Raw genomic sequence first — 15,240 nt, forward strand, 5'->3', positions numbered from 1 at the left:
GCGCGCTCGGCCGCCGGCCGCGCGAGCGTCAACCGAGCGCGGCGTCGAGCGCGTCGGCCATCTCGTTCTCGGGCGCGAAGATCCAATCGACCTCGGCGACGGTGACGACCGTCGCGCCCTTCCCACGCAGCGCGTCCGCGAGGGCCGCGACCTGTTTGGCCGGCACGTGGAAGGTCAGCGCGCCGCCCTTCTCGGGCAGGCCGAAGGGCACCGTCGCGCCGAACTGGGCGGCGAGCGCCGCCGCGCCGGCGACGTCGGGCAGCGCGCATTTCACCTCCCGCGTCCGCCGGGCGCGCGCCTCGGAGGCGACGCGGTCGAGGATGGTACGGGCCTGGGCACGGGTGCGGCCGGACCAGGCGGCCGACTTCGAGGCGACCAGATGGGCCTGGCTCTTCAGGATCACGCCGTCGGCGAGGATCTTCAGCGCATTGGCCTTCAACGTCGAGCCGGTGGTGGTGATGTCGACGATCGCCTCGGCCGCGCCGGAGGCGGGCGCCCCCTCGGTGGCGCCGAGGCTCTCGACGTTGCGATAGTCGGTGATGCCGTGCTCGGCGAAGAAGCGGCGGGTGGTGTTCAGATATTTGGTGGCGATGCGCAGTTGATGGCCGTGGCGGGCGCGGAACTCGGCGGCGACATCGCCGAGGTCGGCCATGGTCGAGACGTCGATCCAGGCCTGGGGCACGGCGACGACGACGTCGGCGAAGCCGAAGCCGAGTTCCGTCACCAGATGCACCTTCGAGGCCCAGTCGGCGATGTTCTCATGGACCAGATCGAGGCCGGTGACGCCCATGTGGACGTTGCCGGCGGCCAGTTCCCGGGTGATCTCGGAGGCCGAGAGGAAGGCGATCTCGACGTCGTCGATGCCGCCGAGACGGCCGCGATAGTTGCGCTCGCCGCCGGGCTGGAGCACCGGCAGACCGGCGCGCTGGAAGAAGGCGGCGGCGTTTTCCTGGAGCCGGCCCTTGGAGGGGACGGCGATGATCAGGCGATCGGCGGTCATGCGCCCTCTCCCAGTTCCTGGCCGTAGCCGGCGATGCCGAGCCGGTCGAGCCACATCGAGAAGCCGCAGGCGGCGACCGGCGCCGGGCTGCCGAGCCGCTCGAGCAGGCCGTCGTAGCGTCCGCCGCCGATCACCGGCTTGCCGTCGGCGTGGTCGGGGTCGCGCATCTCGAAGACGAAGCCGGTGTAATAGTCGAGGTTGCGGCCGAAATCGGCGTGGAAGATCTGCCGATCCAGCTCGATGCCACAATCGCGGAAGGCGTCGTTGCGCCGCGCGAAGAGGTCGATCGCCCGGGTCATGTCGACGCCGACCTCGGCCTGGAAGGCGTCGAGCGCGTCGACGGCGCGTTCCGGCGAGGTGGAGAGCGCGAGATAGCGGGTCAGGATGCGCGCCGCCTCGGGGGCGAGGCCGCCCTGGCTGGCGATCGCCGCCTGTTCGAGGAAGCGTTCGGCGATCTCGTGGGCGGAGCGGCCCCCGACCGAGGCGATGCCGGCGAGACCCAGGAGATCCTCGACCAGGCTCTGCGCCTCCTCCGGCTTGGAGCCGGCGAGCGCGCCGAGAATGCCGGCGTGGCGGATCGCCTCCGAGCCGGCCTCGCCGGCGGCGAGACGGCGAATGGTGGCGCCGAGCCGGTCGGGCGTGCCGAAGAGGCCGCGCAGGCGCCGGCGCAAGGGGGCGGCGAGGCCGAGCCCGTCGAGCAGCGCCAGGAACAGGCCCTCGTCGCCGATCTTGACGATCGGTTCGTCGACCGCGAACAACGTCGCCGACTGATAGGCGAGCGCCAGCACGTCGGCGTCCGCCGCGGCGCGATCGTCGTTGCCGAAGATCTCGATGCCGGCCTGGAGAAACTCGCTCGGCTCGTCGACCCGCTGGCGGAAGACCGGGCCGAAATAGCCGAGCGCCGCCTCGCGGCCGGGCGCGCCGGTCTCGAGATAATGCCGGCAGATCGGAATGGTGAAGTCGGGACGCAGACACATCTCGCGGCCGTCGGCGTCCATGGTCAGGAACAGGCGGCGGCGAATGTCCTCGCCGGCGGTGTCGAGGAAGAGATCGGCCGGCAGCAGAATCGGCGGCTCGACCATCTCGGCCTCGGCCTCGCGCTGGAACAGCGCGACCAGCTCGGCGGTCGGGTCGAAGGCGGAGAGCTCGTCGCCGCCGTCGAGGACGGCGAGCGCCTCGCCGAGTTGTTCGGGCGTCTCGATGCCCGCCTCGGCCAGCATCGCCGCCATCTTCTCCGCATGCGGGAACTTGCCGCCGGGCTGATAGGGGCGGCCGGACGGCGTGAAGCCGGAGGGGGGGCGCGTCGCCATGGGGGGTCTCCCGAGGTCTCAGGCTTGGCTGGCGAGAATGCCGCGAACGGTCTCGACGAGGTCCTCGACCTTCACCTCGACCTGGGCCGGACGGGCGGCCTTCCACTCGGCGTTCGATTCGATCGACTTGGCGGCCTCGGCGCCGGCGACCAGATCCTTGATCTGGACGACGCCGGCCTCGCGCTCGTTGGAGCCCTGGATGATCACGCAAGGCGCCTTGCGGCGGTCGGCGTATTTCATCTGCGCCTTCATGCCGGACGAGCCGAGATACATCTCGGCGCGGATGCCGGCGTCACGCAACCGCTTGGTCAGCGCGAGGTAGTCACCGGCGCGGTCCTTGTCCATGACGAGGACCACGACCGGGCCGAGCGCCTCGGTGCCCGAGAGGATCGGGCTCGAGATCGCCTTCAGCGCCGACATCAGCCGCGACACGCCGATCGAGAAGCCGGTCGCCGGCGCCGGTTCGGAGAGGAAGCGCGAGACGAGACCGTCGTAGCGGCCGCCGCCGCCGACCGAGCCGAAGCGGACGATCTGGCCGTCCTCGTTGGGCACCTCGAAGGTCAGTTCGGCCTCGTAGACCGGGCCGGTGTAGTATTCGAGGCCGCGCACGACCGAGGGGTCGATCAGGACGCGATCGCCGTAGCCGGAGGCCTCGACGAGGGTCGCGATCTCGGCGAGTTCGGCGACGCCCTCGGCCCCCTTCACGGTCGCGCCGACGAGCGCGCCGAGATTGGCGATGGTCGCGGCCCCGGTCTCACCGCGCGCGGCGGTGAAGGCGAGGACCGTGTCGATCGCGGCCGCCTCGAGACCGGCGCCCTTGGTGAAGTCGCCGCTCTGATCGAGGCGCCCGGCGCCGAGCAGGTCACGCACACCCTCGGGGCCGATCTTGTCGAGCTTGTCGATGGCGCGCAGCACCGTCAGGCGCTTGGCGGCGTGCTCGTCGCCCGAAAGCCCGATCGCCTCCATGACGCCGTCGAGGACCTTACGGTTGTTGACCTTGACGACGTATTGGCCGCGCTTCAGGCCGACCGCCTCCATGGCGTCGGCCATCATCATGCAGATCTCGGCATCGGCCGCGACACTCGCCGCACCCACGGTATCGGCGTCGAACTGCATGAACTGGCGGAAACGGCCGGGGCCGGGCTTCTCGTTGCGGAAGACCCAGCCGACGCGGTAGCTGCGATAGGGCTTGGGGATCCTGGTCCAGTTCTCGGCGGCGAAGCGGGCGAGCGGCGCGGTCAGATCGTAGCGCAGGCTCATCCACTGCTCGTCGTCGTCCTGGAGCGAGAAGACGCCCTCGTTGGGACGATCCTGATCGGGCAGGAACTTGCCGAGCGCGTCGGTATATTCCATCAAGGGCGTCTCGACCGCCTCGAAGCCGTAGAGCTCGTAGACCGCGCGGATCTTCGCCAGCATGGTCTCGGTAGCGGCCACATCGGCGGGACCGCGATCGGCGAGGCCGCGCGGCAGGCGCGCCTTCAGTTTCTGATCCGTCGCCATGGCGATCCGTCCTTCCGATGCATTCGACCCTGGTGCTCGCGCGCGAGAAACGCGCGGCAAACACGAAAACCCGCGAAACGTCGCGCGGGCGAGTGGTTCCTAGACCGGATCGGGCAGGCGGACAAGCCGCGAGACCGGCCGCGACGGCGCGTCGCCCGCCACGGGAGTGGATTTCGACCGTCACGCGGTTGCGCCGGCCCCACAATTCCGCCACGGTGCGCCGTCATTCGCACTTGCGGGACGAGATCTTTCGCTCCCGCGCGCACCGATTGGTTTCGTGCCGAGCATCGAGAGGCTCCGCCTTCATGGATCCCGTCCGTCCGGACGCCGTCGCGCGTCCCGCACAGTCCCCCGAATTGTCCGTCGTCGTCCCCACGTTCAAGGAAGCCGCCAATGTGCCGCGGCTGGTCGAATTGCTCGACGCCGCGCTCGCCGGGATCGCCTGGGAGGTGATCTTCGTCGACGACGACAGCCCCGACGGCACCGCCCGCGTCGCCAAGGCGATCTCCGCCCGCGATCCGCGCGTGCGCTGTCTGCGCCGGGTCGGCCGGCGCGGGCTGGCGGGCGCCTGTATCGAGGGGATGCTGTCCTCGGCGGCGCCGGTGGTCGCGGTCATGGACGCCGATCTCCAGCACGACGAGACGATCCTGCCGCAGATGTTCGCGGCGATCCGCGACGGCGCCGAACTGGTGGTCGGCAGCCGCTACGTCGACGGCGGCTCGTCCGGCCAGGGCCTCTCGTCGGTGCGCCAGTGGGGCAGCGAGACGGCGACCTCGCTCGCCCGTCGCTTCCTCAAGATCGAGCTCTCCGATCCGATGAGCGGCTTCTTCATGATCCGCCGCGACAAGGTCGAGGCGATCGCGTCGAAACTGTCGCGCGAGGGGTTCAAGATCCTGCTCGACATCGTCGCCTCCTCGCCGGAGCGGCTGAAGACGGTGGAGATCCCGTTCACCTTCCGCGAGCGGCAGGCGGGCGAGTCCAAGCTCGACAGTCTGGTGACCGCCGAATATCTCGGCCTCCTCTTCTCCAAGCTCTCCGGCGGTCTGGTGCCGGTGCGCTTCCTGATGTTCCTCTCGGTCGGCGCCTCCGGCATCATCGTCCATCTGGCGGCCTTGAAGGTGGCGCTGCACGTCTTCGCCACCACCTTCTTCTGGGGCGAACTCGCCGCCACGGTCGTGGCGATGACCTGGAACTTCATCCTCAACAACCAGCTGACCTATCGCGATCGCCGGCTCACCGGCCTGCGCTTCGTCTGGGGCCTCCTCACCTTCTATCTGGTGTGCTCGCTCGGCACGATCGCCAACATGGGCGTCGCCACGGGCCTCTTCGAGACGGTGGAGACCGGCCCCTGGGTCGCGGGCTTCGCCGGCGCGGTGCTGAGCGCGGTGTTCAACTACACCGTCTCCGCCGCCCTCACTTGGCGCAAGTGAGCCGATGACGGACCGCCCGGCCTTCGTGCCCACGCGGCCCGCCAGCGGCTCGCCGCCGGGCGGGCTGGTGGCGCTGATCGTCGGGCTCACCGTGCTCCGGCTCTCGGTCGCGGCCGCGACCGGCCTCGTCGACGACGAGACCTATTACCGGCTGTGGTCGCTCCATCTCGCCTTCGGCTATCTCGACCACGCGCCGATGGTCGCCTGGCTGATCGCGGCGGGGCGGGCGATCGCCGGCGAGGGCTCGCTCGGGGTTCGCCTCTTCGCGCCGATCATGACAGCGCTCGGGTCGCTCCTCTTGTGGCGGACGGTGGCGCTGTTCGAGGGGCGCGCGGTGGCGACCAGCGCCGTCGTCTGGCTCAACGCGATGGTGCTGATCGGTGCCGGCTCGATCCTGATGACGCCGGACGGGCCTTCGGTGTTCTTCTGGGGGGCGAGCATCTGGGCGCTCGCCGAGCTGACGGCGCGGCGCGATCCGCGCTGGTGGCTGGTGGTCGGCGCCGCCGCCGGGCTCGGGCTCTTCTCCAAATATTCGGTGCTGTTCCTCGGTCTCGGCATCGGCCTGTGGCTCCTCTCCACCCGCGAGACGCGGCGCTGGTTCGGCGCGTGGCAGCTGTGGGTGGGCGCGGTGATCGCCGCCGGTCTGTTCGCGCCGGTGATCCTCTGGAACGCCCAGCACGACTGGGTCTCCTTCCTCAAGCAGTTCGGCCGCACGGTGCCGCACGAGTGGCGGCCGGAGAAACTGGCCGAGCTGATCGGCGTGCAGATCCTCTTGATCGGCGTGCCGATGGTGCCCTTCGTCTTGCTCGGCCTACGCCGGGCGCTCGGCCGCGCCGACGCTGCCGCGTTGTTGCCGATCCTGACCGGCGTGCCCTTCCTCGCCTATCTCCTCTTCCATTCGCTGCACGGCGGGGTCGAGGGCAATTGGCCGGCGCCGCTCTATCCGAGCCTCGCCTGGCTCGCCGCCGCCGGGGCGACGGTCGTCGAGGGGCGGGCGGATCGCTTCGCCGGGTTCGCGCGGCGGCTGCGCGGCTGGGTCGCGCCGGTCGGCTTCGCGCTGACGGGGCTCGTCTATCTCCACGTTCTGGTGCCACTGGTGGTGCTGCCGGCGAACCGCGATCCGACCGCGCAGATGAAGGGCTGGCCGGCGTTCGGCCGCGATCTCGAGGCGCTCGCCGCGAAGGTCGGGGCGACGCGCTTCGGCGGGCCCAACTACACGCTCGCCTCGCAACTGGCGGCGCAGCTCGGCGCCGAGCGGGTCGCGCCCTTCGACGAGCGCGAGCGCTACATCGGCCTGCCGGTGCTCGACCCCGCGAAGGTCTGCGCGCCGCTCCTCTTCGTCGATCGGGCCGGGCGGGATTCGCTCCTCGCCGTCCGCGAGGCCTATGCGACCGTGACGCCACTCGGCACGCTCGCCCGCTCGGCCGGCGGGCACGTGATCGAGGACCACCCGGTGACACTCCTCGCCGGGCGGCGCGGCTGTCCGGGGACCTGATCAGGCCCCGCCGACCAGAAGGCGCCGCAGGAAGAAGGCGGTGCGCTCATAGGCGCGATCGGCCGCCTTGGCGTCGTAGCGCCGGCCTTCGGGCTCGGAGGCGAAGCCGCTGCGCGTGTCGGGATAGACATAGGCCTCGAAGGTCTTGCCGGCACCGATCAGGCGCTTCTCCATGACGTCGACCACCGGCGCGGTATGGGGGTCGTCCTCCGACCAGTGGAACAGCACCGGCACCTTGATCTCGACGATGCGCTCGGGCGACGGCGGCAGGGCGTAATAGGCGACCGCCGCCTTGACCCGGTTGCCCGCCATGGCGAACTGGAGCGCGAAGGTTCCGCCCCAGGAAAAGCCCAGCGCCGCGATCGATCCGGAACATTCGCCGTGCTTCAACAGGAGATCGGCCGCCGCCTCCAGCGCCAGCAGCGCCTCGGCGGGCGACAGATGGGAGAGCACGCTCTGCGCCTCCTCGCGGTTTTCGGGCGAGACGCCCCGCGGCGAGAGGAGGTCCGGCAGCATGACGATGAAGCCGTCGAGGGCGAGACGGCGGGCGAAGCCGCGATAGAAGGCGTCGGGGCCGCGCTGGTCGTGGATCAGCAGGACGCCGGGGCGACGGCCGCCGGCGCGCAGGCGGATCATCCGGCCCTTGTAGACCTGTTTGCGCACCTGGAACGTCACCGTCTCGACGATCAGACGCGGATCGGCGGCGTCGGTCTCCTGGGCGAGCGCGGGGGCCGCGAGGGCCGAGGCGGCACCGCCGGCGAGGAGAAGGAGACGGCGGCGGTCGAGGCGAGGGCTGTCGGTCATCGGCGGGTCCGGGCGGGGCGGCGGGCACGAGATTGCTGGCGAAGGGCACGGCCGATTCGTCCGGTCGCGTGCCTCGACCGGCACTATGGCGCGCGATTGCGGCGATGACAAAGACGGACGGCGCGGCACCAGGGCGAGCGTTCGCACCACGACGGGCGCGTGAGACGACGAGGCGTGGCGCCGGGCCACTCCCCTTCTCCCCTCGCGGGAGAAGGAAGAGGGCGCGGGGGGCTCAGCGGGGCCGCACGAAGGCGGCGCGCTCGGCCTCGACCTCGGCGCGGACGGCACACCCCTCGAGGTGGTCGTTCACGACCCCCATCGACTGCATGAAGGCGTAGCAGGTGGTGGGGCCGACGAAGGCCCAGCCGAGCCGGCGCAGGGTCTTGGAGAGGGCGATCGATTCGCTCGTCTTGCTCATCGCGCAGGCCGCCGCCTTGGTGAGGCGCGCGGGCCGCGTCGCCGGGTCGGGCTCGTGGCGCCAGACGAAGGCGGCGAGGGAGCTCTCGCGCTCGAGCAGATCGAGACAGCGGCGGGCGTTGTTCAAGACCGCCTCGATCTTGCCGCGGTGGCGCACGATCCCGGCATCGGCGAGGAGACGGGCGACGTCGGCCTCGCCGAAACGGACGATCGCCTCCGGATCGAAACCGGCGAAGGCACGGCGGAAATTCTCGCGCTTCCTCAGAATGGTGATCCACGACAGGCCGGACTGGAAGCCCTCGAGGCAGATCTTCTCGAAGAGGCGGCGGTCGTCGGCGACCGGGCGGCCCCATTCCTCGTCGTGGTAGCGGCGATAGAGATCGTCGTCGCCCGACCACCAGCAGCGATCGCGCCCGTCGGGGCCGGTGCGCAGGCCTTCGTAAGAGGGATCCGTCTCGTCGTTCATGTCGTCGCCTCCGAACAGTCGGGGCAGACTAGTCGAACCGGAACAAAATGAAAACGGGCGTCGATGCGCCCGTCGTTCGGAAGGCCCGTCGGCGCCGGCCGGCGTCACGCGAAGAGCGCGTCGATGTCGTCCTGAGAGGCGATGCCGGTGTCGTTTTCCAGGGCCGGGCCGTTGAGGAGGGCCTGATCGCCGAGCCGGTGCTCGAGTTCGATCTCGATCTCCTTGAACTTGTCGACGCCGCCCCAGATCTCCATCATCTTGATGATGCGTTCCTCGACGAAGCGCAGGGTGGAGACCACCTTGGTGACGCGCTGACCCGTCAGGTCCTGGAAATTGCAGGCCTCGAAGATCTGGACGGTGTGTTCCTGGATGTCGTTGGCGAGACCCTGGTCGCTGCCCTTCAGCTTGGCGGAGAGGGTGGCGGCGCGCTCGTCGATGGCCTCGGCGGCGGAGAGGATGGTCTCGGTCGCGTTCTCGGTGCCGAGCACCACCGCGTCGAGTTCGTTGGAGACGCGCGAGAGTTCCTGCCCGTTGCAGCCGGAGACGTGGAGCGTGGCGATCTCGCGCTTGGTGCGGTTGATCGCCTCGTAGATCAGATCCATCTCGGCCTTGATCTGCTGCGCCTCGGCCTGATCGCGCCGCAGTTGCTCGAAGGCCTTCTCGCTCAGTTCCTGGGTCGGCTGGACGAGGGAACGCAGGGCGCGGATCTCGGCGAGAAGCTCGCGATGACGATCCTCCTCGCGCCCATCGGCTGCCGACGAACCCGTCGTGGCATTGAGCGCCTCGATGCGGAAGACCTTTCTCGCAACCATGGATGAACGCCCCGTCCTCTCGCCACTCGATTCGGTGCGCCCATGATCGCCCCGCGCCGTTAAGGAAAGGTTTGCCGAGAAACGTATCCCGCGGACACACTCGGCACGGGACCGCCGACGCGCGGCGGCGGGAAACCCTTCGGTAACCATGACGAAATCTTTCCCGGAAAGATCGAAGCGCGCGGATTTCCGTTCACCATTCGGTGGCGTGCCTGCCGCAGGATGAACCGAGTGTCGCGCCGGCCTCGTGTCCGGCGCCTCCTCGTTCCGTCTTCGACCGAGTGTGCCCCATGATCCGCACGACCGTCCTCGCCGCCGTCGCGGCTTCGTTCGCCACCGCGTGGGCCGGCTCCGCCACCGCCCGCGACCGTTACGTCGACCGCCCGCCGGTGCTCCTGTCGCCCAATCTGGCCGAGCCCTGGCTCAACCAGCTGAGAAGCCGCCCGGTCGCCTATCGCGACGTGACCGGCCCGGTCGTGATGGCGCCGGGACGGGCCGATCTCGCGGCGCGGCCGAGCCGCTACGGACCGCAGGCGGTGCGCTCGGCCGCCGTCGCGCCGGAGGAGGCGCGCCGCCCGGCGCACGACATCGACCCCCGTTTCCTGCCGACCGAGGTCGACTACGCCGGCCGCTACGCGCCGGGGACGATCGTCGTCGACACCACTCAGCGTCATCTCTATCTGGTCGAGCCGGGCGGCAAGGCGCGGCGTTACGGCGTCGGCGTCGGCCGTCCGGGTTTCCAGTGGGCCGGCACCCACACCGTCACCCGAAAGGCGGAATGGCCGGGCTGGACGCCGCCGGCGGCGATGCTGAAGCGCAAGCCGGACCTGCCGCGCCACATGGACGGCGGCCCCGACAATCCGCTCGGCGCCCGCGCGCTCTATCTCGGCTCCACCGAATATCGCATCCACGGCTCCAACGAGCCTTGGACCATCGGTCAGGCGGTCTCTTCGGGCTGCATCCGCATGCGCAACGAGGACGTGACCGATCTCTACGGCCGGGTGCCGGTGGGCACCAAGGTCGTGGTGATGTGAGCCCGCGTCCCCCTCCCCGATCCCGACGCGAAAAGCCCTCGGAAGGAGCGCCTTCCGAGGGCTTCTTTCCGCGTCGCGTCGTCCGGCGGGTCAGGCGGGAACGACGGCGCGGCGATAGAGATGCCAGGTGGCGTGGCCGAGCCAGGGCAGGATCACGACGAGACCGAGGAACATCGGGATCAGCGCGATCAGCAGCATGGTGGCGATGAAGATGCCCCAGCCGATCATCACCAGCGGGTTCGCCAGAACCGCGCGGATCGAGGCGATCATCGCGGTGACGAAGTCGACGTCGCGGTCGAGCAACATCGGATAGGCGACGACGCTGACCGAGAAGATCGAGGTCGCCAGGACGGCGCCGAGCAGATTGCCGGTCACCAGGAAGAACACGCCGCGCGGGGTCGAGACGATCATCGAGACGATGTCGTCGGCCGGCAGCGGGCGAATGCCGAAGAAGAGCGCATAGGTGAAGCCGGCGGCATAGATCCAGACGATCATGCCGAAGAGTGTCACCAGCGCCATGTAGGAGAGTTCGCGGCGGGCATGGGGCGGCACCGCGCCGACCAGCTCGACCAGCGACAGGCTCTCGCCCTTCTCGATGCGGCGGCTGACCTCGTAGATCCCGACGGCGGCGAAGGGCGCGATCAGCGCGAAGCCGGCCGCCAGGGGATAGGCGAGGAAGACCAGATCGAAGGAGGCGGCGACCCAGAACAGGAGGTTGCCGCCGAGCGCGTAGACGAGGCCGACCAGGAGGCCGAAGGTCGGCGCGGCCTTGAAGTCGCGCAGGCCGTCGGTGAGGGCGGCGGAGATGTCGTCGACGGTGATCGCGCGGACCTCGGGGTCGGCGACGGATTGTCTCATCGATGCGGATGCGGCCACGACGTCCATTCCTCACCTCCCGATCCGGGCCGCGCCGAGCGTGGGCGCAGGCTCTCGTGTCTTCTGCGACAGAGTGCCACAGAATTGCGGAAATTCAACCGATTCAATTTTTGCGCCTGCGTATTTTCCTACATGCACCCCCCGAGAAGTCGCGATTTCCGGCGGTGGAGAGCGGGAAACATCGACTTCCGATCGAAATTTCGTGAGATTTCGACCGGGATCGCGATGCCCCGGCGGGGGTGGTCGACCAAAGTCGGTCACCTAGCGACAGGGCCGGTCTGGATTTGGTCCAATTTCCGGGTAGGACTGTGCGGCGCGGTCGTTTAGACACGGTCTCGGTTCACTCGATGCTCACGCCCAGCGGAGAATTCAACATGAAGAAAGTCGTCCTCCTCGCCGCCCTCGGTCTCGTCGCCGCGACCGGCTCTTCCTTCGCCGCCGACGCCGCCGCCGGCGAGAAGGTCTTCGCCAAGTGCAAGGCCTGCCACATGATCGGCGAAGGCGCCAAGAACCGCGTCGGCCCCGAGCTGAACGGCATCGACGGCCGCAAGCAGGGTTCGATCGAGGACTTCAAGGGCTACGGCACCGACCTGAAGGCGATGGGCGAGAAGGGCGGCACCTGGAACGCGGCCGAGCTCGACAAGTATCTGACCAACCCGAAGGCCTACAACCCCGGCACCAAGATGGCCTTCGCCGGCCTCCCGGAGGCCACCGACCGCGAGAACGTGATCGCCTACATCACCTCGTTCAAGGCGGACGGCTCCAAGAAGTGATCGTCTCTGGTCCGGCCGGCGCGGGCGACCGCGACGCGCCGATCGCGCGACCCGAGAAAGCCCCGGAAAACCGGGGCTTTCTTCGTTTCGGGAGGTCTCGCGCCTCGCGGCTCAATGCTCCCCGTCGGGAGCGTGGGCCTTGCGGATCGAGCGGACCAGCCAGAAGACGCAGGCGAGCACCACCGGCACGGCGAGGCCGGTGGCGAGGCCGGGGTCGAGCGGCAGGAGGCGCGCCTCCTTCAGCGCCTTGAAGACGTAGCCGAGGAGGCCGACGACGTAGTAGCTGACCGCCGCCACCGACAGGCCCTCGACGGTCTGTTGCAGGAGGAGCTGGCGGCGGGCGCGGGTGTTCATGCTCTCGAGCAGGTCGCGGTTCTGCTGTTCGAGATCGACGTCGACCCGGGTCCGCAGCAGTTGCGCGGCACGGGTCAGTTTGCGCGACAGGTCGTTCATCCGGTCCTGAATCGAGACGACGGTGCGCATCGCCGGATCGGAGCGGCGGGAGAGGAAGTTGGTCCAGGTGCCGTAGCCGGGGACGTGATGCTCGTGCAGCGCGGCGAGCAGGTCCTTGACGATCTGATCGTAGGCGCGGGTGGCGCCGAAGCGATAGGAGCGGTCGGCGGCATGGGCCTCGAGATCGGCGGTGAGCCCCGACAGGCGCTCGAGCAGGCCGCGATTGGCGGCGAGGCCGGTCGTCGAGCGGATCTCGGCGGTGATCTCGGCGAGGGCGCGCTCGACGCGGCGGACCTCCGGCGCCACCCCTTGCGCCACCGGCAGGCCGAGCATGGCGAGGGTGCGATAGGTCTCGATCTCGATCAGGCGCTGGATCAGCGCGCCGGCCTGTTGCGGATTGAGACTGCGATCGCGCACCAGGATGCGGGTGCGGCCGTCGCCGTCCTGACGGAAATCGGTGAGCGCGAGGCCGGCGCCGCCATAGGCCTCGGCGACGCAGAGGCTCGCCGGATCGAAGCGCTCGACGTCGCTCTGCAGGGCGCCGCGGTCGGGCAGGAGATCGAGGCGGATCGCCACCAGCATCGGGCCGGGCTGGACGAATTCGGTGCCGAAGGGATGGTTCGACGGCAGGAGGGCGAAGGGGTGGTCGGGATCCTCGGCCAAGCCGTCCCAGGTGTAGCCGACGAATTCGGAATGGCGCTCCCATTTGAGCGAGCCGCCGCCACAGGGCACGACGTGGTGGCGCGTCTCCGGCCCCGGCCCCGGCTCGCCGCGCGCCCGGCAGAAGCGCTCCAGAAAGGCGCGGTCGGCCTCGACGCCGTCGCGGTCGACGGCGAAGGCATAGGCGAGAAAGACACGCGGGGTCGTCGCGGAGCGGAACGGGCGGGCATGGACCTCGCCGAGGCTCTCGGCGCGCAGGGGATGGGGTGTGAAACCGCGCGTGCCGGTTCCGCCTTCGTCCGTCGTCATGTCCGCGCTCTCCTCCCTCGCGTCGCCCGGCCGACCTTGCGGTCTCGGCGCCTCGCGCGCAACCGCCCTCGGCCGATCGCCGGCCCCGGTCCCTCGCCCGACCCATAGCCGAGGGCGCCCTCGCTCGCCACGGCCGATGCCGCGACGCGACAGCGCGGTCGCCGGTCTTCCATCGCCGGCCGAGAGCGTGGTCAATTTATTTGACCACCCCCATTGACCCGTGCCCTTCGCCCCGCCACAGTCCGCTCTCCCGCAGCCCCGGCCGAGGACCGCCCGTTTGCCCTTTCGCCCGATCGAACACGACCGCGCCTCCGACATGGTGATGCGGCGCCTCGAGGTGCTGATCGTCGACGGGGTGCTTCGGTCCGGCGACCGGCTGCCGAGCGAGCGGGATCTGGCGCAGCGTCTCGACGTGTCGCGGCCGGTGTTGCGCGAGGCGCTGAAGCAGATGGAGGACGAGGGGCTCCTGGTCGGCCGGCAGGGCGAGGGAACCTTCGTCGCCGATCTGATCCGCCCGGCCTTCGCGGCCCCGCTCGCCGCCCTCCTCGCCCGCGACGACCGCGCCGGGCGCGACACGCTGGAGTTCCGCCGCGCCTTCGAGGGCTGGACGGCGGAGATGGCGGCGCGGCGCGCCACCGCCGACGACAGGGCGATGATCGGCCGGATCGTCACCGCGATGCGCGCGGCGCACGAGGCCCGCGACGAGGCGCGCGAGGCGGAACTCGACGTCGATCTCCACATGACGATCGCCGAGGCCGCCCACAATCTGGTGGCGCTGCACGTCGCCCATGCGATCAACCGCCTCCAGGTCGACGGTGTCACCACGGCGCGGCCGAAACTCTATCTCCTGCCGAGCGCGCGCGAGCGCCTGCTCGCCGAGCATCTGGCGATCGCCGAGGCGGTCGTCGCGGGCGATGCCCCCGCCGCGCGGGCGCGTGCCGAAATCCATGTCGACGGGGTCGCCGCCGATCTCGCCGAACTGGCGGCCGCGGACGCGCGCGAGCGCGCCTCGCGCGACCGGCTCGAGCTCTTCGACCTCCATGTCGCCGGCGGCCGTCGCGACGCGACCGCCGCCCCCTCCTCCCGCCCGCCCCGCAACGACGAAAGCGCCGCATGACCACGCCCTCTCCCGCCCGCCGCCCTCGCGTGGCCCTCTTCGTCACCTGTCTGGTCGATCTGATGCGGCCGACGATCGGCTTCGCGGCGGTGAAGCTGCTCGAGGACGCCGGCTGCGAGGTGGTGGTGCCGCCGTCGCAGACCTGTTGCGGCCAGCCGGCGTTCAATTCCGGCGACCGCAAGGACGCGGTCGCGCTGGCGAAGCGGGTGATCGCCGAATTCGAGGGTTTCGATTTCCTGGTGGCGCCGTCGGGGTCCTGCGCCGGGATGATCGCCACCCATTATCCCGAGCTCTTCGCCGACGACGATCCGTGGAAGGCGCGCGCGCTGGCGCTCGCGGCCAAGTCGCGCGAGCTGATCTCGTTCCTGGTCGACGACCTCGGCGTCACCTCGACCGGGGCTCGGTTCGACGGCACGGTGACCTATCACGACAGTTGCTCGGGCCTGCGCGAGCTGGGCATCCAGGCGCAGCCGCGCAAGCTGCTGGCGGCCGTCGAGGGGCTGACGCTCACCGAGATGAAGGATCCGGACGTCTGCTGCGGCTTCGGCGGCACCTTCGCGGTCAAGTACCCGGACCTCTCCGGCGCGATCGTCACCAAGAAATGCGTGGCGATCGAGGAGAGCGGCGCGACGACGATCCTCGCCGGCGATCTCGGCTGTCTCATGAACATGGCCGGGCGGATGACGCGCACCGGCTCGAAGGTCGAGGCCCGTCACGTGGCCGAGGTTCTGGCGAACATGGCCGACGGCCCGGCGATCGGCGCCGCGAAGACGGGAGAGTGAGA

14 protein-coding genes are annotated in these 15,240 nt (G+C 70.0%); 6 read left to right on the forward strand and 8 right to left on the reverse strand.

Annotation, left to right across the window (positions count from 1 at the left end; genetic code table 11):
- Window positions 1–28: 28 nt before the first annotated feature.
- From hisG to hisS, 3 genes are read right to left on the reverse strand one after another with little or no spacing between them, the layout of a single operon-like run.
- A complete protein-coding gene (gene hisG, locus J3S89_RS21835) occupies window positions 29–1,000 on the reverse strand; it encodes an ATP phosphoribosyltransferase (protein ID WP_217931496.1) in 972 nt (323 codons plus the stop codon).
- Window positions 997–2,310, reverse strand: a complete 1,314-nt coding sequence (locus tag J3S89_RS21840; RefSeq protein WP_230489018.1) for an ATP phosphoribosyltransferase regulatory subunit — start codon at window positions 2,308–2,310, stop codon at window positions 997–999. The genes hisG and J3S89_RS21840 overlap by 4 nt, the downstream gene beginning before the upstream one ends.
- An 18-nt stretch (window positions 2,311–2,328) precedes the next feature.
- Window positions 2,329–3,810, reverse strand: coding sequence for a histidine--tRNA ligase (gene hisS, locus J3S89_RS21845; protein ID WP_217931499.1), 1,482 nt, complete (start codon window positions 3,808–3,810; stop codon window positions 2,329–2,331).
- Window positions 3,811–4,115: 305 nt separating this feature from the next.
- On the opposite strand from hisS, the gene J3S89_RS21850 reads away from it, so the two are divergent.
- The gene (locus tag J3S89_RS21850) at window positions 4,116–5,240 is read left to right on the forward strand and encodes a glycosyltransferase (protein ID WP_217931501.1); all 1,125 of its coding nucleotides are present in this window, start codon (window positions 4,116–4,118) and stop codon (window positions 5,238–5,240) included.
- Between the two features lie 4 nt (window positions 5,241–5,244).
- Window positions 5,245–6,735 (forward strand): glycosyltransferase family 39 protein, encoded by a 1,491-nt coding sequence (locus tag J3S89_RS21855; protein ID WP_217931503.1) that lies wholly within the window; start codon window positions 5,245–5,247, stop codon window positions 6,733–6,735.
- Here J3S89_RS21855 and J3S89_RS21860 read toward each other — a convergent pair whose 3' ends face one another.
- From J3S89_RS21860 to J3S89_RS21870, 3 genes are all read right to left on the reverse strand, one after another.
- Complete coding sequence (locus J3S89_RS21860) at window positions 6,736–7,539, reverse strand: dienelactone hydrolase family protein (RefSeq protein ID WP_217931505.1); 804 nt, start codon at window positions 7,537–7,539, stop codon at window positions 6,736–6,738.
- A 232-nt stretch (window positions 7,540–7,771) separates the two neighbouring features.
- Window positions 7,772–8,422 (reverse strand): DNA-3-methyladenine glycosylase I, encoded by a 651-nt coding sequence (locus J3S89_RS21865; RefSeq protein WP_217931507.1) that lies wholly within the window; start codon window positions 8,420–8,422, stop codon window positions 7,772–7,774.
- Between the two features lie 104 nt (window positions 8,423–8,526).
- Window positions 8,527–9,234, reverse strand: coding sequence for a protein phosphatase CheZ (locus J3S89_RS21870; protein ID WP_217931509.1), 708 nt, complete (start codon window positions 9,232–9,234; stop codon window positions 8,527–8,529).
- Between the two features lie 290 nt (window positions 9,235–9,524).
- On the opposite strand from J3S89_RS21870, the gene J3S89_RS21875 reads away from it, so the two are divergent.
- Entirely contained in the window at window positions 9,525–10,268 is a 744-nt protein-coding gene (locus tag J3S89_RS21875) for a L,D-transpeptidase (protein WP_217931511.1), read from the forward strand.
- A gap of 90 nt (window positions 10,269–10,358) precedes the next feature.
- Here J3S89_RS21875 and J3S89_RS21880 read toward each other — a convergent pair whose 3' ends face one another.
- Entirely contained in the window at window positions 10,359–11,126 is a 768-nt protein-coding gene (locus J3S89_RS21880) for a DUF2189 domain-containing protein (RefSeq protein ID WP_217931513.1), read from the reverse strand.
- 392 nt (window positions 11,127–11,518) lie between these two features.
- On the opposite strand from J3S89_RS21880, the gene J3S89_RS21885 reads away from it, so the two are divergent.
- Window positions 11,519–11,917: a c-type cytochrome gene (locus J3S89_RS21885; RefSeq protein WP_217931515.1), complete on the forward strand. Its 399-nt coding sequence runs from the start codon at window positions 11,519–11,521 to the stop codon at window positions 11,915–11,917.
- A gap of 111 nt (window positions 11,918–12,028) precedes the next feature.
- On the opposite strand, the gene J3S89_RS21890 is transcribed toward J3S89_RS21885, so the two are convergent.
- Entirely contained in the window at window positions 12,029–13,339 is a 1,311-nt protein-coding gene (locus J3S89_RS21890) for a DUF3422 family protein (RefSeq protein ID WP_217931518.1), read from the reverse strand.
- 277 nt (window positions 13,340–13,616) lie between these two features.
- Here J3S89_RS21890 and J3S89_RS21895 point away from each other — a divergent pair, with 277 nt between their 5' ends.
- Window positions 13,617–14,456 (forward strand): FadR/GntR family transcriptional regulator, encoded by an 840-nt coding sequence (locus tag J3S89_RS21895; protein ID WP_217931520.1) that lies wholly within the window; start codon window positions 13,617–13,619, stop codon window positions 14,454–14,456.
- Window positions 14,453–15,238 (forward strand): (Fe-S)-binding protein, encoded by a 786-nt coding sequence (locus J3S89_RS21900; protein ID WP_217931522.1) that lies wholly within the window; start codon window positions 14,453–14,455, stop codon window positions 15,236–15,238. The genes J3S89_RS21895 and J3S89_RS21900 overlap by 4 nt, the downstream gene beginning before the upstream one ends.
- The last annotated feature ends 2 nt before the right edge of the window (window positions 15,239–15,240 follow it).

It is taken from the genome of Pinisolibacter aquiterrae (assembly GCF_019160155.1).
Classification (GTDB): domain Bacteria; phylum Pseudomonadota; class Alphaproteobacteria; order Rhizobiales; family Ancalomicrobiaceae; genus Pinisolibacter; species Pinisolibacter aquiterrae.

Coding starts and splice junctions, on each gene's coding strand:
- hisG (WP_217931496.1), bottom strand. CDS start 1,000: ATGACCGCCGATCGCCTGATCATCGCCGTCCCCTCCAAGGGCCGGCTC.
- J3S89_RS21840 (WP_230489018.1), bottom strand. CDS start 2,310: ATGGCGACGCGCCCCCCCTCCGGCTTCACGCCGTCCGGCCGCCCCTAT.
- hisS (WP_217931499.1), bottom strand. CDS start 3,810: ATGGCGACGGATCAGAAACTGAAGGCGCGCCTGCCGCGCGGCCTCGCC.
- J3S89_RS21850 (WP_217931501.1), top strand. CDS start 4,116: ATGGATCCCGTCCGTCCGGACGCCGTCGCGCGTCCCGCACAGTCCCCC.
- J3S89_RS21855 (WP_217931503.1), top strand. CDS start 5,245: ATGACGGACCGCCCGGCCTTCGTGCCCACGCGGCCCGCCAGCGGCTCG.
- J3S89_RS21860 (WP_217931505.1), bottom strand. CDS start 7,539: ATGACCGACAGCCCTCGCCTCGACCGCCGCCGTCTCCTTCTCCTCGCC.
- J3S89_RS21865 (WP_217931507.1), bottom strand. CDS start 8,422: ATGAACGACGAGACGGATCCCTCTTACGAAGGCCTGCGCACCGGCCCC.
- J3S89_RS21870 (WP_217931509.1), bottom strand. CDS start 9,234: ATGGTTGCGAGAAAGGTCTTCCGCATCGAGGCGCTCAATGCCACGACG.
- J3S89_RS21875 (WP_217931511.1), top strand. CDS start 9,525: ATGATCCGCACGACCGTCCTCGCCGCCGTCGCGGCTTCGTTCGCCACC.
- J3S89_RS21880 (WP_217931513.1), bottom strand. CDS start 11,126: ATGAGACAATCCGTCGCCGACCCCGAGGTCCGCGCGATCACCGTCGAC.
- J3S89_RS21885 (WP_217931515.1), top strand. CDS start 11,519: ATGAAGAAAGTCGTCCTCCTCGCCGCCCTCGGTCTCGTCGCCGCGACC.
- J3S89_RS21890 (WP_217931518.1), bottom strand. CDS start 13,339: ATGACGACGGACGAAGGCGGAACCGGCACGCGCGGTTTCACACCCCAT.
- J3S89_RS21900 (WP_217931522.1), top strand. CDS start 14,453: ATGACCACGCCCTCTCCCGCCCGCCGCCCTCGCGTGGCCCTCTTCGTC.